The organism is Streptomyces sp. JHA26 (genome assembly GCF_002005565.1).
Taxonomy (GTDB): domain Bacteria; phylum Actinomycetota; class Actinomycetes; order Streptomycetales; family Streptomycetaceae; genus Streptomyces.
In genome coordinates this window covers 120,592-141,184 of the sequence record NZ_BDJC01000014.1, presented here as the reverse complement: position 1 = coordinate 141,184, position 20,593 = coordinate 120,592, and the positions used below count along the sequence as shown (strand labels likewise).

Sequence of the window (20,593 nt, the reverse complement as noted above, 5' to 3'; positions counted from 1 at the left end):
GGGCGCGGGCACCGGGGGCCCGTGCACGGACGGCGCCGGGACGACGGGGTCGTGCGAGGGCGGGGGCGGCAGCGGGGGCGCCGGTACGGCCGGCCGGGCACCGCCCGGGCCGCCGCCGCGCCCGCCGGCCGTCGTCGCGGGCCGCACCGAGGGGCGCCCGTTGCGGCGTCCCTCGATCAGCTCCACCGCCCGTGCGGGCAGCCACGCCGACGCCGTGCCGCTGTCGTCGGAGCCGGAGCCGTACAGGTGCGGGGCGAGCTGGGACTGGAGGTCGGCGGGGTTGGGGCGGGCCGTCGCCTCCATCTGCATGCACGACTCGATGAGCGGACGCAGCTCGTCCGGGAGTCCCTCCAGGTCGGGGCCCTCGCGCAGCAGCATGAAGACCGTCTCCACCGGGTTGGCCCCGTGGAAGGGCGGGTGCCCGGTGGCGGCGAAGACCAGCATGGAGCCGAGGGAGAACACGTCGCTGGCGCCGGTGACGCTGCGCGAGTCCTTCGCCTGCTCCGGGGACATGTAGGCGGGGGTGCCGACGGCGACGTTCGTCATGGTCAGGCGGGTGTTCGAGACGCCGGAGGCGATGCCGAAGTCGATCACCCGGGGGCCGTCCTCGACGACGAGGACGTTGGACGGCTTGAGGTCGCGGTGGACGAGCCCGGCGCCGTGGATCGACTGGAGCGCCTCCGCGACGCCCGCCGCCAGCCAGCGCACGGCCTGGGCCGGCAGCGGTCCGCACTCGTTCACTATCTCCTCGAGGGAGGGCGCGGGGACGTACGCGGTGGCCAGCCACGGCACGGCGGCCCGGGGATCGGCGTCGACCACGGCCGCCGTGTAGAAGCCGGAGACCGCGCGGGCGGCCTCCACCTCGCGCGTGAAGCGGACGCGGAACAGCTGGTCCTCGGCGAGCTCCGTCCGCACCGTCTTGATCGCCACGCGCCGGCCGGACGCCGAACGCGCCAGATAGACCAGCCCCATGCCGCCGGCGCCGAGCCGCCCCAGCACCTCGAACGGCCCGATCCGCCGCGGATCGTGCTGCGTCAGCTGATCCACCACTTGCCTGCCACCTCCCCGTACGCGCCGCGCCACCCACTATGTACGCGACCGACGTGCAGCGTCTCACCACCGCACCGCCGCGGCGGCACACACCCTGATTCTTCCTGTCCGAGGCGCTGGTGGCGAACCCTGGGACAATCGGGGTGTCACGCCCCAATCCCGGGCGAACGGCCACCCGGATCCGGCGGCGCGGCGGTCTCGGCGCCGGGGCGGCGCGAAGACCGCACCCGCCGGGCCGGCGGCGGGCCGGTGACGGGCTCGCCGTGGAAGCGCTCGCCCGGCCGGACGTCGGGGAGCCGCGCGTCCACCCGGCAGGGGGCGCGGCCGGGGAGGCGGAAGGCGTCCGTGCGGATGCATCGTTTTCGGCCACGCCGTCGGCGCAACCGCCTCGCGCGCACCCCGCGGACCAGGCACAGCAGCCACTTTGCACCCGCGCACCCCATTTGCAGTCGGCCGAATCGCGCGCCGACCGGCCGTCGGTAAGCTGACGGCATGACAGGACAAGTGCGCACCGTGGACGGCCGCGTGGCCGGTCGACGCGGGCAGGCGACCCGGCAGAAACTGCTCGACTGCCTGGGCGACATGCTGAGCTCCTCCCCCTACCGGGACGTCAAGGTCATCGATGTCGCCCGGAAGGCAGGCACGTCGCCCGCGACCTTCTACCAGTACTTCCCGGACGTCGAGGGAGCCGTCCTGGAGATCGCCGAGCAGACGGTCGCCGAGAGCTCCGGGCTGGCCGAACTGGCGGCGGGCCGCTCGTGGACCGGCAAGTCCGGTTGGCAGACGGCACAGGAACTGGTCGACGGATTCCTGGAGTTCTGGCGGAAGAACGACGCGATCCTCCGGGTCGTCGACCTGGGCGCCGCGGAGGGCGACAAGCGGTTCTACAAGCTCCGGATGAAGATCCTGAACTCGGTGAACGCGCCCCTCGCCGACTCCGTCGCCGAACTGCAGGCCAAGGGCAAGCTCGACAAGGACGTGAACCCGGCGGCGATCGCCGGTTCGCTGGTCACGATGCTCTCGGCCGTCGCCTCGCACCAGAAGGGCTTCACCTCCTGGGGCGTGAAGCAGGCCGAACTCAAGCCCAGCCTGGCCCTGTTGACGTACCTGGGCGTCACCGGCAAGAAGCCCGTGAAGTAGCGCGCCCGACCGGTCGCACGGCAGCCTGTCATCCCTGCCCGATCCGCCGCGCCCCGCGTCCCGGATGCCTTTTCCCTCCCGGTGCTCCCCACCCCGTCGCACCGCCCCCTTGATTTCCCGGCTCCGCGCCGGCCGCCTTCCCGGCCCGGGCGCCCGCGGCCGCGCCCCGTAGCCGCGCCCAGCCCGTGACGCCGGGCCGCCCGCCGCAGCCGCAGCCCGCACCCCGCACCCCACCCGCCGCGCCCGACCGGCCCGCGGGGGAACAACCGCCCGTCCGCTCGGTGTTGCGACCGGTGCAGGCTCCCGCACAGCCGGACACGGAGCCGGACACGGAGCCGGCCGCACAGCCGGACACCCGGACGCCGTCGGAGGAGACCGGAATGGCCCTGACCCGTGAAGAGCGCGAACAGTTCCTGGCCGAGCCCCACGTCGCCGCGCTGGCGGTGGACGCGGGCCCCGCACGCGCCCCGCTGACCGTGCCCATCTGGTACCAGTACGCACCGGGCGGCGACGTCTGGATCATGACCGGCCTCGACAGCCGCAAGAACGCGCTGATCAAGGTCGCGGGCCGGTTCTCCCTCATGGTCGACCGGCTGGAGCCCACCGTCCGGTACGTGTCGGTGGAGGGCCCGGTCGTCGAGACGGTCCCCGCGACCGTCGAGCTGCTGCGGGAGATGTCCGCCCGGTACCTGCCGGCCGAGAAGGTCGACGGCTACGTCGACTTCGCGTGGAAGAACCACGGCGAACAGGTCGTCGTGCGGATGCGGCCCGAGCGCTGGGTCTCCTCCGACCTCGGCCAGGTGTGAACCGTACGGCGAACGCCCCTCGCCCGGTCCGTCACCACGTGACAATCGGGGCATGGAACCCGATCTTCACGAGCTGCTGAGGTCCCTGCGGGTGTGGGACCCGGCGGTCACCGAGCTGCCCCCGTTCGACCCGGCCACCGCGCCCGGCGACCCGCTGCCCCTGTTCACCCGGTGGTTCGCCGAGGCGGTGGCGGCCGGGCAGAGCGAGCCGCACACCGTGTCGCTGGCGACGGCCGACGCGGAGGGGTGGCCGGACGTGCGGATCGTGATGCTGCACGGCGCGGACGCGGACGGCTGGTCCTTCGCCACGCACGCCGACAGCCGCAAGGGCCGCCACCTCGCCGCCCGGCCGTACGCCGCGCTCGCCTTCTACTGGCCGGTGCTGGGCCGCCAGGTGCGGGTCCGCGGCCCGGTCGCCGTCGCCCCGGCCGAGGAGGCGCGGGCCGACCTGCACGCCCGGTCGACCGGTGCGCTGGCCGCCGCCCTCACCGGCCGGCAGAGCGCCCCGTTGAGCTCCCCGGACGAGCTGGCGCGCGCCTCCGAGGCCGCCTGGGAACGGGCCGGCCGTGAGCCGGACGCCCCCGTCCCGTCCTGGACGCTGTACCGGCTGCGGCCGCAGGAGGTCGAGTTCTTCCAGGGCGACGCCCGCCGCCGCCACCTGCGCCTCGCCTACCGACGGACCGAGGAGGGCTGGCGCACGCAGCTGCTGTGGCCGTGACCGGCGCTCACCGCACGTCGGGGGCGGCCGGCTCGGCGTCGGTCGCCAGCCGGGCGTGCAGGTGCGCGTCCCGGAAGGCGTCGCGCCGGTCGGCCTCGAACATGGCCCCGCGTATCGTCCCCTCGTAGACGTACCCGCACCGCTCGGCGACCCGGCAGGAGGCGCCGTGGCCCAGGGCGTGGCCCAGTTCCAGGCGGTGGAGGCCGAGCTCGGTGAAGGCCCAGCGTGACACGAGGAGCAGGGCGCGGGTGGCGACGCCCCGGCCGCGGGCCTCGGGCAGCACCCAGTAGCCGACGTGGGCCTGCCGCAGGGACGGGACGATCTCGCCGATGCCGATGTGCCCGAGCGTCGTGCCGTCCGCCCCGTCGGTGATCCGGAACGACGCGGACCTGCCCTCGCCGGCGTCCCGCGCCCGGGCGCGCAGCGCCTGGCGGGCCGACTCGAGGTCGGTCAGCGGCCTGACCGGCGTGTTCCAGCGCCGGAAGTCGGGGTCCAGGTGGCCGCGCAGCCACGTCTGCGCGTCGGCGTCGCTGCCGGCGTCCCAGGCGCGGAGGTGCAGGCCGTGCCCGCGCGGCTCGGTGACGGAGGGGGCGAGGGTGTGCATGCGGGTGCGGACCATCGGTCCATTCAATCCGACCGGGGGGCCGCCGTGTCCGCGGCCTTTCCGTGACCGATCCGCAACCGATTCCGTTCTTGACCGATACCCATCAAGCGGAGCCGCGATTACGCTCGCCGCATGGCCGACTCCACAGCGTCCGCTGAACAGCGGTCCGCCCACCCCGCGGACCTCCCCGTGTACGTCGTGGGCGCCGGCCCGGGCGGCCTGGCCGTCGCCCACGCGCTGCGCGCGCGGGGGCTGCGGGCCGTCGTCCTGGAACGGGCCGACCGGGTCGGCGCGTCCTGGCGCCGCCACTACGACCGGCTCCGCCTGCACACCACCCGCCGCCTGTCGGCGCTGCCCGGCCTGCCGATGCCGCGCCGCTTCGGCCGGTGGGTGGCCCGCGACGACGTGGTCCGCTACCTGGAGAAGTACGCCGACCACCACCAGCTGGAGATCGTCACCGGTGTCGAGGTCTCCCGCGTCGAGCGCGCGCCCGACGCCTCCGGCTGGGTGCTGCACGCGTCCGGCGGCCGCGAACTGACCGGCGCCGCGGTCGTGATCGCCACCGGGTACAACCACACCCCGCGCCTGCCGGACTGGCCCGGCCGGGACGCGTACACCGGCGAGCTGCGGCACGCCGCCGAGTACCGGAACGCGGCCCCCTACGCCGGCCGGGACGTCCTGGTCGTCGGCGTCGGCAACACCGGTGCCGAGATCGCCGTGGACCTGGTGGAGGGCGGCGCCGCCCGGGTGCGGCTGTCCGTGCGCACCCCACCGCACATCGTCCGCCGCTCCACCGCCGGCTGGCCCGCCCAGTACACCGGCGTCCTGTGCCGACGGCTCCCGGCCGGCCTGGTCGACCGGCTGGCCCGGCCGCTGGCCCGGATCAGCGTGCCCGACCTGTCGGCCCGGGGCCTGCCGCGCCCCGAGGCCGGGCTCTCCACCCGGGCGCGGCAGGGCGCCATCCCGGTGCAGGACGTCGGCCTGATCGACGCGGTGCGCTCCGGCCGGGTGGAGGTCGTGGCCGCGGTGGCGGGCTTCGAGGACGGCAAGGTCCTCCTCACGGACGGCACCCGCCTCGCCCCCGACGCGGTGATCGCGGCCACGGGCTACCTGCGGGGCCTGGAGCCCCTGGTGGGCCACCTCGGCGTCCTCGACGGCACCGGCAGGCCGGTCGCGCACGGGGGCCGCACCCCGGCCTCCGCGCCCGGCCTGTACTTCACCGGCTTCACCAACCCGCTCAGCGGGATGCTGCGGGAGCTGGCGCTCGACGCGGTCCGTATCGCCGGGGCGGTGGCGAAGAGGGAGGGCGAGCGGGTCTCGCGGCTGCCCGGCTGAGGAACGACGGGGTCAGTCCCGGCCGAGAAGGACCAGCTCCCCGGCATCCGGGTCACCGAACAACGCGAACAACTCGGGCTTCCGCCCGCTCCCACCGATCCCCCAGTACGTCTCCTCCCCGCAGCCGCCGTCGAGCCGCACCAGGACGCCCTCACGGTCGCCGCTCAGGGCGCGGGTCCAGGTGCCGGTGCCGCTGCACCTGGTGTAGTCCCGGTGAGTTCCGAAGTCGGGCTGGGCCGGGACCCGGGTCAGCTCGGCCCGGCCGCCCGGGGCCAGCCGCAGCACGGCCCCGTCGTCTCCGCGCCAGTCCCCGGCGAGCCGCTCGTCGGAGAGCCGGGGCGGCTCGTACTCGTCGGCCAGGGCCGCCGCGCCCAGCCCGCCGACGGCGAAGAGGACCAAGCCGGCGGCGGCCGAACGGAACCAGATGCTCCACCCTCGCCACGCCCGCTCGCGCAGCAGGGCGAGACACAGCACGGGCAGGATCCCGGCGCCCGCGCACCACGGGAGCGTGTCCCGGAGCGACCAGTCCCACACCATGTGTCCCAACCCGGCCCAGCCCGCTCCGACCAGCACGGACGCCACCGTGTGCCAGGCCCATTCCGGGCCGCGCAGGCGGCGCGGGAGGAGACGGGCCAGGGTCGCGGCGGGCATGATCTGCGCGCTGGAGTGCAGGACGCCCAGGAACGGCAGGATCAGCGGGACGCAGACGATGCCCAGGAAGCCCCCGCCACGGCCGTGGTCGTCGTGCCCCGACTCCACCACGAACCACCACGCCAGCCACACCAGCGGCAGCTGCGCCGCACACAGCGCCGACGCCGCGTTCCACTCGTCGTTCGACCACGTCGGGCGCCCGCGCCCGGCCGCTCCCGGCCGTGTCCCCCACCCCATTCCCGCACCCTACGACCCGCTCAGGCCGCCTGGACCACCGGAGTCGCCCGGCGGCGGATCACCAGGGCCATCAGGGCCGCCACCGCGCACAGGGCGCCCGAGGCGTACCAGACGACGTCGTACGTGCCGAAGGTGTCGCGGACCACGCCGCCGAGGAAGGCGACGAGGGCGGCGCCGACCTGGTGGGAGGCGAGGACCCAGCCGAAGACGATCGCGCTGTCCTCGCCGTACTGCTCGCGGCACAGGGCGAGGGTGGGCGGGACGGTGGCGACCCAGTCGAGGCCGTAGAAGACGATGAAGAAGACCATCGGCGGGTGGACGTCGGGGGCCAGCAGGAAGGGGAGGAAGAGCAGGGAGACGCCGCGCAGGGCGTAGTAGACGGCGAGCAGGCGGCGCGGTTCGAAGCGGTCGGTGAACCAGCCGGAGGCGATCGTGCCGATGACGTCGAACACGCCGATGACGGCGAGCAGCGAGGCCGCGGCGGTGAGCGGCATGCCGTGGTCGTGCGCGGCCGGCACGAAGTGGGTCTGGATCAGGCCGTTGGTGGAGGCGCCGCAGATCGCGAAGGTGCCGGCCAGCAGCCAGAACGGGCCGGTGCGCACGGCGGAGAACAGGACCGCCAGGGCGCGGCGGGCGGCGCCGGGCACGGGGGCGGGCTTGGGCACGAACTCCTCGGCACCGTAGGGCTTCTGGCCGACGTCGGCCGGGTGGTCGTGCAGGAGGAGCCAGACGAAGGGGACCACGGCGAGGGCGGCGAGGGCGACCGTGACGGCCGCGGGGCGCCACGCGTAGGTCTCCACGATCCAGGACAGCAGCGGCAGGAAGACCAGCTGCCCGGAGGCCGAGGCGGCGGTGAGGACGCCGGTGACCAGTCCGCGCCGCTCGGTGAACCAGCGGTTGGTGACGGTGGCGGCGAAGGCCAGTGCCATCGAGCCGGAGCCGAGGCCGACCAACAGGCCCCAGCACAGGATCAGTTGCCAGGCGGAGTCCATCCACACGGTCAGGCCCGAGCCGAGCGCGATGACGGTCAGGGCGACGGCGACCACGCGGCGGATGCCGAAGCGGTCCATCAGCGCGGCGGCGAAGGGCGCGGTCAGGCCGTAGAGCGCGAGGTTGACGGAGACGGCGGCCCCGATCGTGCCGCGCGACCAGCCGAAGTCGTCCTGGAGCGGGTCGACGAGGATGCCGGGCAGGGAACGGAAGGCGGCGGCACCGATGATCGTCACGAAGGTGACGGCGGCCACCCACCAGGCACGGTGCACCCGGGAGCCGCGGCGCGGGCGGCCGGGCCCGGGTCGCCGTGCGGGTGCCGGGGTGTCGGTTGTCTGGGTCACGTCATCGAGCTTCCGCCCTCGGCACCGCCCGATCGAGTGGCCCGAAAGACAGTGTTCGCTAGGATCGGGCCATGCCTTCCGACCGTCCGCACCGTGTCGTCGTCCTCGCCCTCGACGGCCTGATCCCCTTCGAACTGGGCATTCCGCAGAGGATCTTCGGCCGCGCCCGCGACGAGCACGGGCGCGGGCTGTACGAGGTCGTCACCTGCTCGGTCCGGCCGCCGGGTCCGGTGCAGACGGACGCCGACTTCGCGCTCCTCGTCGAGAACGGCCCCGAGGCGCTGGCCGACGCCGACACGGTCGTCGTCCCCGCGTCGTACGAGCTGGGCCCGGTGTACGAGGAGGGCACGCTGACCGGGGAACTGGCCGCCGCGCTCGCCCGGATCCGGCCCGGCACCCGGCTGGTCGCCATCTGCACCGGGGGGTACGTGCTCGCCGCGGCCGGCTACCTCGACGGCCGCCCGGCGACCACGCACTGGGCCTCCGCCGAGCACTTCCAGCGCCTGTTCCCGAAGGTCCGGGTCGACGCCGACGTGCTGTTCGTCGACGACGGCGACGTGCTCACCTCGGCCGGGGTCGCGGCCGGGATCGACCTGTGCGTGCACATCGTGCGCCGGGACCACGGCACGGCCGTCGCCAACGAGGTGGCCCGCCGGACCGTCGTACCGCCCCACCGCGACGGCGGGCAGGCCCAGTACATCGAGCGGCCGGTGCCCGATCCGCGGCAGTCGTCCACGGCCGGCGCCCGCGCGTGGGCGCTCGCCCGGCTCCAGGAGCCGATCCAGCTGCGGGACATGGCCGAGCAGGAGGCCATGTCGGTGCGCACCTTCACCCGCCGGTTCCGCGAGGAGGCCGGCATCAGTCCCGGCCAGTGGCTGACCCGGCAGCGGGTCGAACGGGCCCGGCACCTGCTGGAGGCCACCGGCCTGTCCGTCGACCAGGTGGCCCGTGCCGCGGGTTTCGGGACCGCGCAGTCGATGCGGCAGCACCTGCAGGCGGTGCTCGGGGTCACGCCGACCGCGTACCGGCGGACGTTCCGGGCCGAGTCGTCCACCGCCCGTGGCGGATGAGGGCGCCGCCGGGAGGCGTCGGCCGGCGGCGCGGCGCCGCTCGCCCCGAGCATGGCACCGCACGCCGCCACCCGACTCCGGCGCTCCCGTCCGGTTCCCCTCACCCCCGGGGGAACCGCCGCCGAATCACGACCCACACTCGTCGAGGGCCCCGTCACCGGGCCCTCGCCGTCCCCTCGCGGCGAATCGTTGAATACAAGCGTGAAGAAGTGGTCACGATCCGTCAACCGGCAGGGGGTGTTTACCCACGTGCCTTCCGTTCGCGCGGGACGCGCACGGAAGCACGCCCGGCGCACTGCCGCGTCGACGCCGGCGGAGAACGGAAGTCGGTGCGCCCGGCAGCGCATCCGCGCCGCCGCTACACCACTTCGTACGCCAGTCCCTCGCGGGGCACCGTGTCGTCCGCACACGCCGCCGGGGCGTCCCCGGACCCGGCGCAGCGGTCCAGTTCGCACCAGATGCGCTTGCCGGCACCCTCGCGGCTCCAACCCCAGCGGTCGGCGAGGCCGTCGACGAGGGCGAGGCCCCGGCCGCCCGTCGCGTCGCCGTCCGCGCACCGGGGCACCGGGGCGTGGCCGCTGGCGTCGTCCACCTCCAGGCGGACCGTGGCCTCCTCGGTCACCGCGCCCGGCAGGACGAGCCGCAGCACGGCGGGGCAACCGGTGTGCACCACCGCGTTGGTGACGAGTTCGGAGACGATCAGGACCAGTGTCTCGGCGAGTTGACCGTCCGCCGCTATCCCCGCCCCGGCCAGTCGCGAGCGCGTCCACCGACGGGCTCGCCCCACCTCTGCGGGGTCGGGCCGGATCTCCAGCTGCACTTGAAGCACCTGCACCGCTCACACCATCCGAACCGGCGGACACAAAGGCTCGCGCCTCATGAGGGCCACGATCGTAGCCACTTCCAGCATGGCCAGAACAACGGCCGGGCCAGGGTTCACGGAACGTGAATCCCGTGGAGCACAGCATGGTTGACGTACAGTCACCGCAACAAGCGCTTCGGGCATATTCCAGCGCGAAGGAGTACTCGTGCGGCATACTGTGCGACGCTCCGTCCGGGCCGTCGAACGGGCGGCGGCCGGCGGCCTCTCCGCCGTGCGGGACACGGCGCACGCGTCCGGTTCCGGAGCCGCCCGGAGGGCGGCACCGGCGCGGTCGGCTCTCGGGAGCGCTCGCATCCCCCACAAGGTACCGGAGCACGGTGCCGACTCCGGTCCGTGACGATCTGCGCGTCGGACCCGGTCCGGTGGTGACGCTCAGTGACTCGACACCGCCACGATCCGCGACATCGCGGGTGGGGACGCCGCGGCCCCGCGCGTCACTCGGGCACGGTGAACCAGCGGGCGAACGCCGGGACGGCCTCCGCCTCCCCCACCTTGCCGTCGCCGTCCGTGTCGAGTCCGGCGGCGACCGCACGGGCGGTGGCCTCGGGGACGCCGAGCGCGGTGAGCATCCGCGCGGTGTCGGCGACGGTGACGGCCCCGTCGCCGTCCGCGTCGGCGACGGCGAGGGCCGCGTGCAGGAACGGGCGGGCGATCTCGGCGAACCCGTCCGGGTTGTCCCGCAGCCGCTTGACCGCCGCGGTGACGAACTCCTCACGGGTGATGCGCTGGTCGCCGTCGCGGTCGGCGATCCCGGCCATGCCCTGCCAGAGCGCCTCCGCTCCGCCGTACAGGGCCTGGCCCCTGTCGGACCGGGCGGCGACGGCGAACTCGGCGAGCAGCGCCTTGGCCGCCGTGTTGAAGTCCTGCCGGTCGATGTAGCCGTTGCCGTCCTGGTCGAAGGTGGCGAACCGCGCCGCGATCCTGCGCTCGTACTCGCTGCTGACCATGTCTTCTCCGACCGCCTTCTCGTCACGTCGGTGGGTGCGTCTCGCACGGAGAGTACGACGCCCGGGGCCCGCCCGCAGGGCGAACCCGGACCTGTCCCTCCCCCGGGTCCGTCCCTCCCCCGGACACGCCGCGGGCCCGCCCCTACGCGGAGAGCGGGCGCGGTGCGTCGCCGGTCGCCGAGGCGAGGTCGGGGTGGACGTCGAAGAGCCGGCGCACGCCCAGCGCGCCGAGGACCCGGTTGACGTGGGAGCCGTCGACGGCGCCCTGGGCGGGCAGTATCAGACGCAGCCGGCCCTGGCAGGAACGGATGAGACGCCGGGCGGCGATGAGCACGCCGACCCCGCTGGAATCGCAGAACAGGACCTCGGAGAGGTCCAGGACGAGACTGTGCCGCCCCTCGGCCACCTCGTCGTGCACCCGCTGCCGCAGCACCGGGGACGACACCAGGTCCAGTTCACCCGCCACCTGGAGCACGGCCCAGTCGCCCCGCTCGCCGCCGGTCACATTGAACGTCACCACCATGCCCTTCGTCCGTCGGTACGTCCGGACCCCTCCGAAACGGAAGCCGTTCCTACACTTCTTGGCCGCGCGCCTGCCCACCGGCCGTTCCCGCAAACACCCGGCCGAAAACGGGCTCCGATCAAAAGAGGCTTGTTTCAGACCCTTTCGATCCTGTTCGATCGAATTCGGTCGCACCCTGGAGGGTAGGCGGTCGATCTGAGAGCCCGATGAGTGCCCCATGAGTGCCCTACCACCTGCGGCCCGCCGGGGGCGCGCGTTGGCACAAAGGGGCGTGTGCCGCCGGACGTGCCGACTACATTCGAGGAGACGGTGGCCACAGGCTGGACGCCGGTACGGGGCCGACCCGGCCGTCGGGGCCGAGCAGGGGGGTGGAGGAGCCGCATGGCGAAGAAGGACCCGCCGTTGCACTGGGACCGCACGATGCAGCGGCGGCTCGCCCGGGGCGAGGCCGCCGCCCTCGGCGAGCTCTACGACCGGTTCGCCTCGCTCGTGCACGGCCTCGCCCACCGCGTGCTGGACGACGAGCGGGCCGCCGACCACATCACCCGCGCCGTGTTCGCGCACGTCTGGGAGCGCCCGGAGACCTACGACCCCAAACAGGGCCCGCTGCGCGGCTGGGTCGCCGCCCTGACCCACCGCCTGGCCGTGCAGCGGCTGCGGGCCACCGAGGCGGCCGCCCTCGCGCGCGACGGTTCCGGCACCACCGAGGACCTGGAGCGCAAGGTGCGCCACGCCTCGGTCACCGCCCGCGCCGACTACATCGTCCAGTCCATGCCGGCGTCGCTGCGGGCCGCCCTGGAGCTGGCCTACTTCCAGCGCCGCGACTACCGCCAGACCGCCGCCGACCTCGGCGTCACGGAGGACGAGGCACGCCGCCGCCTGCGCCTGGGCCTGCAACTGCTGGCCACCGCCCGCGACGCGGCATCACCGGGGGCGCCGCCCGGGTACGGGGGTGCGGCATGAGCGGGGCGTACGACGAGGACGGCGAACGTCCCCTGCCCGCCGTGGAGCCGGCCGCGCCCCTCGTACTGGAGCATCACGTGCTGACCTCCCTCCTCGGTGCCTGGGCGCTGGCCGCCTGTTCCCCGGAGGAGGCCGCGGCCGTCGAGGAGCACCTGGGCGAGTGCGGCACCTGCGCCGAGGAGGCGCTGCGGCTGCGCGACGCCGTCGGGCTGCTCCAGCGCCCGGAGAGCCTCGACCTGGACCCCGCCCTGCGCACCCGGGTCCTGGAGGGCTGCCTGGAGCGCCGCCCGCCGCGCATCCCGGTGCCCGAGTGGGCCGCGCCCTACGACGCCGAGACCGCGCGCCTGGACGCGCTGCTGCAGGACTTCGGGGACTCCGAGTGGCACGCGCCGGTACGGCTGCGCTGGTTCGCGGACGACGGCACGGCGAGCCGGCGCACCACCGTCGCCGGGGTCATCGCGCACCTGCTGACGGTCGACGGGCTGGTCGGGACCGCACTGGGCCTGCCCGACCCGCTCGGCGGGATCGCCGCCGAGGCCCCGGCCCCGGCGAGCCGCACCGAGGCCTACTGGCGCGCCTCGCACTCCCCGCCGACGCGCGTGGTGCGGGGGCCGTGGCGCGAGCAGAGCCACGCCGTCGTCCGGACCGTGGCGTTCACCGGCGGTGCGGGCCGGATGCCGGTCTCCTACGGCGACTTCGAGCTGCCGCTGCGCGACGCCATGCTGGACCGGGCCTTCGAGTGCTGGGTGCACGGGGAGGACATCGCCGAGGCGGTGGACTACCCGTACGAGCCGCCCTCGCCGCGCCATCTCCACCGCATGATCGACCTCGCCGCCCGGTTGCTGCCGGACGTCCTGACCACGCGCCGCAGGGCCGGGCTCGCCGCGCCCGCCGGCGGCCGGCACCTGGTCGCGGCGGGCCGGCCGGGGCGCAGCCTGCGGCTGGAGATCGAGGGCTCGGGCGGCGGCGAGTGGCTGATCCCGCTGGACTCGCCGGCGGCGGTGGGCTCCGCCGACCACGAGGTGGCCCACGTCGCCCTGGACGGCGTCGAGTTCTGCCGCCTGGCCGCGGGCCACGTGCCTCCGGCGGAGGCGGCGGCGGGACAGGTCGGGGACCGGGAGGCGATCCGGGACGTCCTGTTCGCGGCGGCGAGCTTGAGCCGGATGTAGGGGGCGGTCGCGGATCCGCCGGCGGGTGCGGGCGCGACGGAGCCCCCCGAGCCGCTAGGCGAACACCACCGTGCGGCGCCCGTTCAGCAGGATCCTCCGCTCCGCGTGCCACTTCACGGCCCGCGCCAGCGCCTGGCACTCCACGTCCCGCCCGATGGCGACCAGCTGGTCCGGCGTGACGTCGTGACCGACCCGCTCGACCTCCTGCTCGATGATCGGCCCCTCGTCGAGGTCGGCCGTCACGTAGTGCGCGGTCGCGCCGATCAGCTTCACGCCCCGGGCGTGCGCCTGGTGGTACGGCTTCGCGCCCTTGAAGCTCGGCAGGAAGGAGTGGTGGATGTTGATGATCCGGCCGCTGAGCTGCTTGCACAGGTCGTCGGAGAGGACCTGCATGTAGCGGGCCAGCACGACGAGTTCGACGTTCTCCTCGCGCACGATCTCCAGCAGCCGCGCCTCGGCGTCCGCCTTGGTGTCCTTCGTCACGGGAATGTGGTGGAAGGGGATGCCGTAGGACCCCACCAGTTCCGCGAAGTCGGTGTGGTTGGACACCACGGCGGCGATGTCCACGGGCAGCGCGCCGATCCGGGCCCGGAACAGCAGGTCGTTCAGGCAGTGCCCGAACCTGCTGACCATGAGGACGATGCGCATCCTCTCGTCGGCCCGGTTGATCTGCCAGTCCATGTGGAAGGAGTCGCCGATGGCCGCGAAGCTGGCGCGCAGCTTGTCCACGGTCACCGGCGCGTCGGCCGAGAAGTGGACGCGCATGAAGAACAGGCCCGTGTCGTGGTCGCCGAACTGCTGACTGTCCTCGATGTTGCATCCGGTCATGAACAGGTAGCTCGACACGGCGTGCACGATGCCCTGCTTGTCGGGACAGGACAGGGTGAGGACGTACTGGTCGGCCGGTGCGGCGGCGGGGCTGGACTGCTCGTTCATGGGGGACAGGGTCCCATATCCGGCACCCCGGCCGGCGCTCGTCCCGTCAGGCGGACCGGGTCAGGATCCGCAGCGCCTCGAGGCTGCGGGGCTCCGCCTCCGGGTCGTCACCGTCGCCGGCGGCCAGCCGCACGTGCGCGTCCCGCGCCGCCCGCACCGCCTCCGGCCAGTCCGGGTGGTCGAGGTAGGCGGCCACCGGCGCGTCCGGCCCCACCTGGTGCATGATCCGCAGGACCCGCAGCACGGCCGTGTCGACGAGGGCCGCCTCCTGGGAGTCGCGGAAGATGGTGCCGACGTACTTCTCGGCGGACCAGTGGTCCAGCCAGGTGTCCTCCACCAGCCGGTACACCGCGTCGGTGACGTCGCCGTAGCCGGGCGTGCCGGCCAGCCAGACGTCCCGCTGGAACGCGGGCGCGGAGAGCATGTGCAGCGCGGAGCGCACCTGGCTGCGCCAGCGCCACCACGGCATGTCGTTGAGTGGCATGCCGCCCATGGTGGAGGAGCGACGGCCACGACGGGAAGAGTTCTCCGTACCTTGCACGGTCATCGATCGTACGTTCCCCTCCACTCGTGGCGTACCGGCCCCCGCAATTCACCCCGTCGTCACCATGCGTTGACCGAAGGTCACTTCCAGGTTATCCGTGTGACGGAATCGTGCGTGCCCATGACCGGCAGTCGACGCAACCGCAGCACGTTCCTCCGCGGCCGCCGCGGCCGCTCCCGGCCCACCCGAACCGGCGTGCTGACCGCGGGCGTGCTGACGGCGTGTGCGTCGCTCGTCGCCGGCTGCGGGGTCGTCCCCGGTGTCACGGGGGGCACCGGGGACGACCCGATCACCGTCATGACCTGGGCGCCCTCGGACACGGGCGCGACCAACAAGCCCGGCATGCCCGCCTTCGCCCGTGCCTACGCCCGCTGGGCCAACGCCCACGGCGGCCTGGGCGGCCGCAGGCTGAACGTCCTGACCTGCAACGACCACGACGACAGCGTGGCCGCCGCGAAGTGCGCCCGCCGTGCCGTCAAGGAGGGCGCGGTCGCCGTGGTCGGCTCCTACAGCCAGCACGCCGACTCGTTCCTCCCCGTCCTGGAGGGCGCCGGCATCCCGTACATCGGCGGCTACGGCATCACCAACGCCGAGTTCACCAGTCCCCTGTCCTACCCCGTCAACGGCGGCCAGCCCGCGCTGCTCGCCGGTCTGGGCAGCGCGCTCGCCGAGTCCTGCGGGCCCGTCACGCTCATCCGCCCCGACACCATCGCGGGCGACCAGCTGGCCCCGCTGCTCGACTCGGGCCTGTCCGGGGGCGGACACGCCGCGACCCACGACCAGCGGGCGGAGGAGGACGCCACCGAGTACGACGACGAGTCCGACCTGGCGCTGCGGCGGGCGACCGCCGACCCGGCGCGCAGGGGGTGTGTGGTGCCGGTCCTCGGCGACCGCACCGGCACCTTCATGGACTCCTTCCGGCGGGCCCGCGAGGAGTATCCGCGGGTGCGGACGGCGACCGTGCTCGGCAGCGTCGACCAGTCGACCGTCGACGCGTCCGGCGGCGCCTCGGGCCCCTACGAGGGCGCGTACGTCACCAGCTGGTACCCGGGGGTGGACGATCCGGGCTGGAACAGGTTGAAGAGGGTCATCCGGGAGGAGGCGTTCGGCGACAACAGCGTCGACGCCGCGGACGCCGGGGTGCAGACCACCTGGATCGCGTACACCGTGTTCAAGGAGGTCGTCGAGTCGCTCGGGGACGGCGAGGTGAGCGCCGACCGCATCACCCGGGCCCTGGACGACGGGCTGGAGGTCGACACGGGCGGCCTCACGCCGACGCTGCGGTGGAGGTTCCAGGACAAGCTGGCCTCGGTCGGCTTCCCGCGGCTGGTGAACACCGAGGTCACCCTGCAGGTCGTCCGGCAGGGCCGGCTGGTGTCGGCCCTCGAGGGCGCCGTCGACACCACGCGGACCCTGCGCGACGCCGACCTCGTCTGAGCCGGGCCGGGCCACCGGCGGGCGGGCGGGCCGTGCGGGCCCGCCCGCGGGCGGTCACAGCTGGGTCGGCTCGCGCTCGGTCAGGCCGTACTTCTGGGCGATGGTGTTCCAGAGGTCGGCGGCGTTCGCCTTCTCCTTGCTCGCCGTGCCGCTCGCCCGGTTGCCGGCCTGCGTCTCGGCGGTGGTGCGGGCCTTGCCCTTCTTGCAGCCGTTCTTCTTGGCCGTCTGGTCGGCCCAGGCCGCGTAGTGGTTGTCGGCCGAGGCCGAGGCCTGCCACGCCTTGGTGAGCGCGGCGGTCAGCTCGGCGTGGCCGGGCAGCTTGTCCACGGACAGCCGGGAGAGGCTGGTGACCAGCCCGGCGCGCTGCTTGGCGGCCTCGCGCAGGTCCTTGGCGGCCTGGGGCAGCTTGTCGCAGGACCTCACGTCGGCCACCGCGTTGATCACGGTGGTCCGGCTGCTGCCGCTCTCGGCCAGCAGTTTGTCCAGCTCGACGGCCTGCTGCCGGACCGGGTCGACGGACGGCGACGCCGAGGCGGGGTTCGTCGCGGAATCCACGGGGGCCGTGGCGGACACGGTCTGGTTGCCGCCCTTGTCGGCGTCGTCGTCCCCGCCGGCCATCATCGCGCCGGCGCCGACCCCGACGACGGCGATGCCGACGCCGACGGCCGCGAGGAGCGGCAGCCGGGAGCCGCTCCGGCCGCCCCGGCCCGCGTCGTCGTGACCGCCGCGGCGCCTGCCGCCGCCCGGGCCCTGCGGGACGTACGCGGGGGCCGGCTCGTCGAAGCGGGGCAGCTGCTGGGTGGCGGAGGCCGGGGCGTCGGCCGGGGCGCTGCGGAAGAGGTTGTCGAACTCGGCGGGCGGCTGCCGGCCGTCGTCGGCGCCGGGGACACCGCCGTGGGGGGCCGCGGAGGGCCCGGCGGGCACGGGCGCGATGTACTGCGTGGCCTCGGCGTCGGGAGCGGACGCCACCGGGGCGGCCGGGGCGTGAGCGAGGTACTGCGTCTCGTCGGAGGGCGCTCCGGCGGATCTCTCGGGCGGCAGCGCCCCCGGGCTCACGGGGGGTATGTACTGCGTCGCCCCCTCGTCCGCGGGCACGCCGACCGGCGGCAGGTACTGGGTGGCGCCCTCGTCGGCCGGCGGGAGCGGCGCGGACGGCAGGCCGTGCTGCCCGTACGCCGGCTGCCCGTACGTCTGCTGTCCGTATCCGGGCTGTCCGTACCCGGGCTGTCCGTACCCGGGCTGTCCGTACGCCGGCGGCTGCGCGTTCTCCGGGGCAGCGGGCCGGGGCCCGTCTCGGGCGGCAGGCCGCCGGGGCCCTGCGCCGGGCCCTGCGCGGGCCAGGCGTGCTGCGCGGCGGGCGGGCCGCCGGCCTCCGGGGTCCCCCAGGGCTGGGCGCCGGGCGGGGTGGGCCAGCTCCCCGCCCGGGACGGGCCGTGCTGCTGTCCCGGGCCCCAGGGCTGGTCCCACGCCTGGGCGCCGGGCGGCGCCGCGGCGGGCACGGGCCCGGCGGTGTGCGGTCCGGCGGGTCCGCCCGCCGAGCCCGGCAGCACGGGCGTACCACCGTCCGAGGGCAGCACGATGCCTTCGCGCGCTTGCCGCGGCGAGGGCTCCTCGCCCTGTCCACTCTGCGTCACCGGGACTCCTGTGAATGGGGGACCTTCGGAATCGTCGGCTCACGCTACCGGGTCACCCGAGCCCACTGCCACGCCGCAGGGGGCGTGACCTCCTTCCCTGTGACCGCAGTAACAAAACCGGGCCCCGGCACGCTGTTGACGTTCCTTTCCGCCCTCCACACGGAGTTTCACCGTCCGTTCACGCGCCGGCGGCCCGTAGGTTCACGCGGCGGCGGGCAGGTCGAGCCGTGCCCCGAACTCCCTCACCACCGTCTCCTCCCGGTAGGGCTCCAGGCGCTGCTGGAAGTCCTCCAGGTACTCGGCACCCCGGTTGGAGCGCAGCGTCTCCAGCAGGTCCACGGCCTTCAGCGCCGTGTGGCAGGCCTGTTCGATCTCCCGCTGCTGCACCTGCGCGGTGGCCAGCAGCACGTGGCCGATGGCCCGCCTGCGGGCCCGCGACTCGGGGTGCCCGGCCAGGGACTCCTCGGCGCACCGCGCCGCCGCGTCGGCCTGCCCGAGGTCCCGGTGGCAGTGCGCCAACTCGTCGGCCAGGTAGGCCCGGTCGAAGTGCGCGATCCACGCCGGGTCGTCACCGGAGGCCGGGTCGGCGGCCTCCATCGCCTCGACCGCGCGCCCGGCGGCCGCCTGGGCCGACCGCGCGTCGCCGAGCAGGGCGTGGCCGCGGGCCTCGGCCGCGTGGAACATCGACTCCGCGCGCGGGGTGACCCGCCCGCGCGTACCCTCCTGCGCCGCGCGCGCCAACTGCGCGATCTCGCGCGGGTTCCCGAGCTGCGCGGCGAGGTGGCTCATCGACGCGGCGAGGACGTAGCCGCCGTACCCGCGGTCCCCGGCCGCCTGCGCGAGCCGCAGCGACTGGATGTAGTACCGCTGGGCCAGGCCCGGTTGCCCGGTGTCGACGGCCATGTACCCGGCGAGCTCGGTCAGTCGGGCGACCGCGGCGAACAGCTCCCGGCCGACCGTCTCCCGGTAGGAGCCCGCGAGCAGCCCGGAGACGACGCTGTTGAGGTAGTGCACGACGACGGGGCGCACGTGCCCGCTGCCGTACTGGTGGTCCAGCTCCACCAGCGACCGCGTCATCGCCCGCACGGCCGCCACGTCGGACTGGCCCACCCGCGGCCCGGCCGAGCGCGACACCTGCGGGTCGGGCGCGGAGATCAGCCAGTCGCGGCTCGGCTCCACCAGCGCGGACGCGGCGACGGAGGAGCCGGACAGGAAGTCCCGCCGCCCCACGTCGCTGCGCCACAGTTCGCAGACCTGCTCGATGGCTCCCAGGACCGTCGGCGAGAACTGGAGGCCGACGCCCGACGCGAGGTTCTTGCCGTTGGCCATGCCGATCTCGTCGATCGTGACCGTACGGCCGAGCTTGCGTCCCAGCGCCTCCGCGATGATCGCCGGGGCCCGGCCGCGCGGCTGCTGTCCGCGCAGCCAGCGGGCCACCGACGTCTTGTCGTACCTCAGGTCGAGGCCGTGCTCGACGCCGCACATGTTCACCCGGCGGGCCAGGCCCGCGTTCGAGCAGCCCGCTTCCTGAATGAGCGCCTGCAGCCGTTCGTTCGGCTGCCGCGCGACGAGAGGCCTTGCGGCCATGGCGTACCCCCATGCGGTCTCGATGCTGTCTCGGCGGAACGAGAGATGTCCGGCCGTGAAGATCAATGCCCCGTCGACGTGCCGACAATGCGAAGCTTGTGAGGTTTGCCGGGGTGACGGCCGGCGCCGGCCCCAGACCTGGCTACCCAGCTCCGGCCGCGGATCCTCCCGCGCGCCCCCACACGTGCACCCATGCGCCCCGAGCGCGGGATCGGTGCTCCTCCCCCGCGCGCAGGGGGGCCGTAACCCGTAGTGGGTGCGGGAGTTGAGTTCCACGTGGAAGAGACCATCCCGGGCACCGAAACCGCTCAGATCCCGCAGCAGCGCGGAACGTCGCTGCTGGAGACCGCCGTCCGCTACGCCGAGGAACGCCACTGGGACGTGTTTCCCGGGACCTGGCTGGAGGCGTCCGGCGGGGTGCAGCGCTGCTCCTGCGGGGAGGCGGCGTGCGCCGCCCCGGGCGCACACCCGGCGCGCGGAGACTGGGCGACGCAGGCGACGGGCAGCGCGACCGTCGTCCGCCGGATGTGGCAGCAGTGGCCGACGGCGTCGGTGCTGCTGCCCACGGGACGGACGTTCGACGCGATCGAGGTGCCCGAGACCGCGGGGTTCCTCGCGCTCGCCCGGATGGAACGGATGGAGCTGGCGCTCGGACCGGTGACGCTGGCGCCGGACCGGCGGATGCGGTTCTTCGTCCTTCCGGGGGCCGCGGTGAAGGTGCCCGAGCTGGTGCGGGCCCTGGGGTGGCCGCCCCGCTCGCTCGATCTGACCGCGCTCGGGGAGGGCGGGTACGTCGCCGCGCCGCCCACGCGGTACGGGACGCGGGGGGCCGTGCAGTGGGTGTGCCGGCCGACCCCGGCGAACCGGTGGCTGCCGGACGCGGAGGAGTTGATCTCACCGCTGGCGTACGCGTGCGGACGGGACCGCTAGGGACGCCTCCTCCTCCGACATACGCGTGCGGACGGGGACCGCCGGGGGCGCCTCCTCCTCCGTGTGGCTCGTGTCCGGCGGTGGCCGCGGCCCGC

Annotated in this window: 19 protein-coding genes and 1 pseudogene; 9 read left to right on the top strand and 11 right to left on the bottom strand. The window is 74.6% G+C overall.

All coding sequences use genetic code 11. The annotated features are described in order from the left end of the window. On the bottom strand, positions 1 to 1,050 hold a 1,050-nt coding region (locus tag JHAT_RS11985), incomplete at its 3' end, for a serine/threonine-protein kinase (protein ID WP_143660412.1). A 492-nt stretch (positions 1,051 to 1,542) separates the two neighbouring features. Here JHAT_RS11985 and JHAT_RS11980 point away from each other — a divergent pair. The 3 genes from JHAT_RS11980 (at position 1,543) to JHAT_RS11970 (ending at position 3,714) form a co-directional block, all read left to right on the top strand. Then, positions 1,543 to 2,190 carry a TetR family transcriptional regulator gene (locus JHAT_RS11980; protein WP_171990847.1) on the top strand — a complete coding sequence of 216 codons (648 nt, stop codon included), beginning with the start codon at positions 1,543 to 1,545 and terminating at the stop codon, positions 2,188 to 2,190. A gap of 380 nt (positions 2,191 to 2,570) precedes the next feature. Beyond that, entirely contained in the window at positions 2,571 to 2,996 is a 426-nt protein-coding gene (locus JHAT_RS11975; RefSeq protein ID WP_077798096.1) for a pyridoxamine 5'-phosphate oxidase family protein, read from the top strand. Between the two features lie 52 nt (positions 2,997 to 3,048). Next, positions 3,049 to 3,714: a pyridoxal 5'-phosphate synthase gene (locus tag JHAT_RS11970; RefSeq protein ID WP_077798082.1), complete on the top strand. Its 666-nt coding sequence runs from the start codon at positions 3,049 to 3,051 to the stop codon at positions 3,712 to 3,714. 7 nt (positions 3,715 to 3,721) lie between these two features. Here JHAT_RS11970 and JHAT_RS11965 read toward each other — a convergent pair whose 3' ends face one another. After that, on the bottom strand, positions 3,722 to 4,333 hold the full coding sequence (locus JHAT_RS11965) for a GNAT family N-acetyltransferase (protein ID WP_107481906.1): 612 nt from the start codon (positions 4,331 to 4,333) through the stop codon (positions 3,722 to 3,724). 117 nt (positions 4,334 to 4,450) lie between these two features. Here JHAT_RS11965 and JHAT_RS11960 point away from each other — a divergent pair, with 117 nt between their 5' ends. Then, positions 4,451 to 5,653, top strand: a complete 1,203-nt coding sequence (locus JHAT_RS11960; RefSeq protein WP_077798081.1) for an NAD(P)/FAD-dependent oxidoreductase — start codon at positions 4,451 to 4,453, stop codon at positions 5,651 to 5,653. Positions 5,654 to 5,665: 12 nt separating this feature from the next. Here the strand turns inward: JHAT_RS11960 and JHAT_RS11955 are convergent, their stop codons facing one another. Together JHAT_RS11955 and JHAT_RS11950 are read right to left on the bottom strand one after the other, a co-directional pair. Beyond that, positions 5,666 to 6,541, bottom strand: a complete 876-nt coding sequence (locus JHAT_RS11955) for a hypothetical protein (RefSeq protein ID WP_077798080.1) — start codon at positions 6,539 to 6,541, stop codon at positions 5,666 to 5,668. Positions 6,542 to 6,561: 20 nt separating this feature from the next. Next, the gene (locus JHAT_RS11950; RefSeq protein ID WP_077798079.1) at positions 6,562 to 7,875 is read right to left on the bottom strand and encodes an MFS transporter; all 1,314 of its coding nucleotides are present in this window, start codon (positions 7,873 to 7,875) and stop codon (positions 6,562 to 6,564) included. A 71-nt stretch (positions 7,876 to 7,946) separates the two neighbouring features. Here JHAT_RS11950 and JHAT_RS11945 point away from each other — a divergent pair, with 71 nt between their 5' ends. After that, positions 7,947 to 8,945 carry a GlxA family transcriptional regulator gene (locus tag JHAT_RS11945; RefSeq protein WP_077798078.1) on the top strand — a complete coding sequence of 333 codons (999 nt, stop codon included), beginning with the start codon at positions 7,947 to 7,949 and terminating at the stop codon, positions 8,943 to 8,945. Positions 8,946 to 9,303: 358 nt separating this feature from the next. Here JHAT_RS11945 and JHAT_RS11940 read toward each other — a convergent pair whose 3' ends face one another. From JHAT_RS11940 to JHAT_RS11925, 3 genes are all read right to left on the bottom strand, one after another. Next, a complete protein-coding gene (locus JHAT_RS11940; protein WP_171990851.1) occupies positions 9,304 to 9,765 on the bottom strand; it encodes an ATP-binding protein in 462 nt (153 codons plus the stop codon). A gap of 497 nt (positions 9,766 to 10,262) precedes the next feature. Next, positions 10,263 to 10,775 carry an EF-hand domain-containing protein gene (locus JHAT_RS11930; protein ID WP_077798075.1) on the bottom strand — a complete coding sequence of 171 codons (513 nt, stop codon included), beginning with the start codon at positions 10,773 to 10,775 and terminating at the stop codon, positions 10,263 to 10,265. A 142-nt stretch (positions 10,776 to 10,917) separates the two neighbouring features. Next, complete coding sequence (locus JHAT_RS11925; RefSeq protein ID WP_077798074.1) at positions 10,918 to 11,298, bottom strand: STAS domain-containing protein; 381 nt, start codon at positions 11,296 to 11,298, stop codon at positions 10,918 to 10,920. Positions 11,299 to 11,679: 381 nt separating this feature from the next. On the opposite strand from JHAT_RS11925, the gene JHAT_RS11920 reads away from it, so the two are divergent. Together JHAT_RS11920 and JHAT_RS11915 are read left to right on the top strand one after the other, a co-directional pair. Continuing rightward, positions 11,680 to 12,261: a sigma-70 family RNA polymerase sigma factor gene (locus JHAT_RS11920; protein ID WP_077798073.1), complete on the top strand. Its 582-nt coding sequence runs from the start codon at positions 11,680 to 11,682 to the stop codon at positions 12,259 to 12,261. Beyond that, the gene (locus JHAT_RS11915) at positions 12,222 to 13,430 is read left to right on the top strand and encodes a zf-HC2 domain-containing protein (protein ID WP_253195469.1); all 1,209 of its coding nucleotides are present in this window, start codon (positions 12,222 to 12,224) and stop codon (positions 13,428 to 13,430) included. Before JHAT_RS11920 ends, JHAT_RS11915 begins: the two co-directional genes overlap by 40 nt. Positions 13,431 to 13,484: 54 nt before the next feature. Here the strand turns inward: JHAT_RS11915 and purU are convergent, their stop codons facing one another. Continuing rightward, a complete protein-coding gene (gene purU, locus JHAT_RS11910; protein ID WP_077798071.1) occupies positions 13,485 to 14,366 on the bottom strand; it encodes a formyltetrahydrofolate deformylase in 882 nt (293 codons plus the stop codon). A 46-nt stretch (positions 14,367 to 14,412) separates the two neighbouring features. Further along, a complete protein-coding gene (locus tag JHAT_RS11905) occupies positions 14,413 to 14,913 on the bottom strand; it encodes a hypothetical protein (protein WP_077798070.1) in 501 nt (166 codons plus the stop codon). Between the two features lie 117 nt (positions 14,914 to 15,030). Between JHAT_RS11905 and JHAT_RS11900 the strand changes: the two genes are divergently transcribed. After that, positions 15,031 to 16,347: an ABC transporter substrate-binding protein gene (locus JHAT_RS11900; protein WP_077798069.1), complete on the top strand. Its 1,317-nt coding sequence runs from the start codon at positions 15,031 to 15,033 to the stop codon at positions 16,345 to 16,347. 54 nt (positions 16,348 to 16,401) lie between these two features. Here JHAT_RS11900 and JHAT_RS11895 read toward each other — a convergent pair. Together JHAT_RS11895 and JHAT_RS11890 are read right to left on the bottom strand one after the other, a co-directional pair. Continuing rightward, positions 16,402 to 17,924, bottom strand: a pseudogene (locus JHAT_RS11895) (hypothetical protein). A gap of 258 nt (positions 17,925 to 18,182) precedes the next feature. Then, complete coding sequence (locus JHAT_RS11890) at positions 18,183 to 19,568, bottom strand: transcriptional regulator (protein ID WP_077798068.1); 1,386 nt, start codon at positions 19,566 to 19,568, stop codon at positions 18,183 to 18,185. A gap of 276 nt (positions 19,569 to 19,844) precedes the next feature. Between JHAT_RS11890 and JHAT_RS11885 the strand changes: the two genes are divergently transcribed. After that, positions 19,845 to 20,498, top strand: coding sequence for a bifunctional DNA primase/polymerase (locus JHAT_RS11885; protein ID WP_077798067.1), 654 nt, complete (start codon positions 19,845 to 19,847; stop codon positions 20,496 to 20,498). The last annotated feature ends 95 nt before the right edge of the window (positions 20,499 to 20,593 follow it).

Bases quoted from the DNA above. Each gene is read 5' to 3' on its own strand.
- JHAT_RS11970 (WP_077798082.1), top strand. From the start codon at position 3,049: ATGGAACCCGATCTTCACGAGCTGCTGAGGTCCCTGCGGGTGTGGGAC.
- JHAT_RS11920 (WP_077798073.1), top strand. From the start codon at position 11,680: ATGGCGAAGAAGGACCCGCCGTTGCACTGGGACCGCACGATGCAGCGG.
- JHAT_RS11900 (WP_077798069.1), top strand. From the start codon at position 15,031: ATGACCGGCAGTCGACGCAACCGCAGCACGTTCCTCCGCGGCCGCCGC.
- JHAT_RS11980 (WP_171990847.1), top strand. From the start codon at position 1,543: ATGACAGGACAAGTGCGCACCGTGGACGGCCGCGTGGCCGGTCGACGC.
- JHAT_RS11965 (WP_107481906.1), bottom strand. From the start codon at position 4,333: ATGGTCCGCACCCGCATGCACACCCTCGCCCCCTCCGTCACCGAGCCG.
- purU (WP_077798071.1), bottom strand. From the start codon at position 14,366: ATGAACGAGCAGTCCAGCCCCGCCGCCGCACCGGCCGACCAGTACGTC.
- JHAT_RS11905 (WP_077798070.1), bottom strand. From the start codon at position 14,913: ATGACCGTGCAAGGTACGGAGAACTCTTCCCGTCGTGGCCGTCGCTCC.
- JHAT_RS11960 (WP_077798081.1), top strand. From the start codon at position 4,451: ATGGCCGACTCCACAGCGTCCGCTGAACAGCGGTCCGCCCACCCCGCG.
- JHAT_RS11945 (WP_077798078.1), top strand. From the start codon at position 7,947: ATGCCTTCCGACCGTCCGCACCGTGTCGTCGTCCTCGCCCTCGACGGC.
- JHAT_RS11890 (WP_077798068.1), bottom strand. From the start codon at position 19,568: ATGGCCGCAAGGCCTCTCGTCGCGCGGCAGCCGAACGAACGGCTGCAG.
- JHAT_RS11975 (WP_077798096.1), top strand. From the start codon at position 2,571: ATGGCCCTGACCCGTGAAGAGCGCGAACAGTTCCTGGCCGAGCCCCAC.
- JHAT_RS11925 (WP_077798074.1), bottom strand. From the start codon at position 11,298: ATGGTGGTGACGTTCAATGTGACCGGCGGCGAGCGGGGCGACTGGGCC.
- JHAT_RS11930 (WP_077798075.1), bottom strand. From the start codon at position 10,775: ATGGTCAGCAGCGAGTACGAGCGCAGGATCGCGGCGCGGTTCGCCACC.
- JHAT_RS11955 (WP_077798080.1), bottom strand. From the start codon at position 6,541: ATGGGGTGGGGGACACGGCCGGGAGCGGCCGGGCGCGGGCGCCCGACG.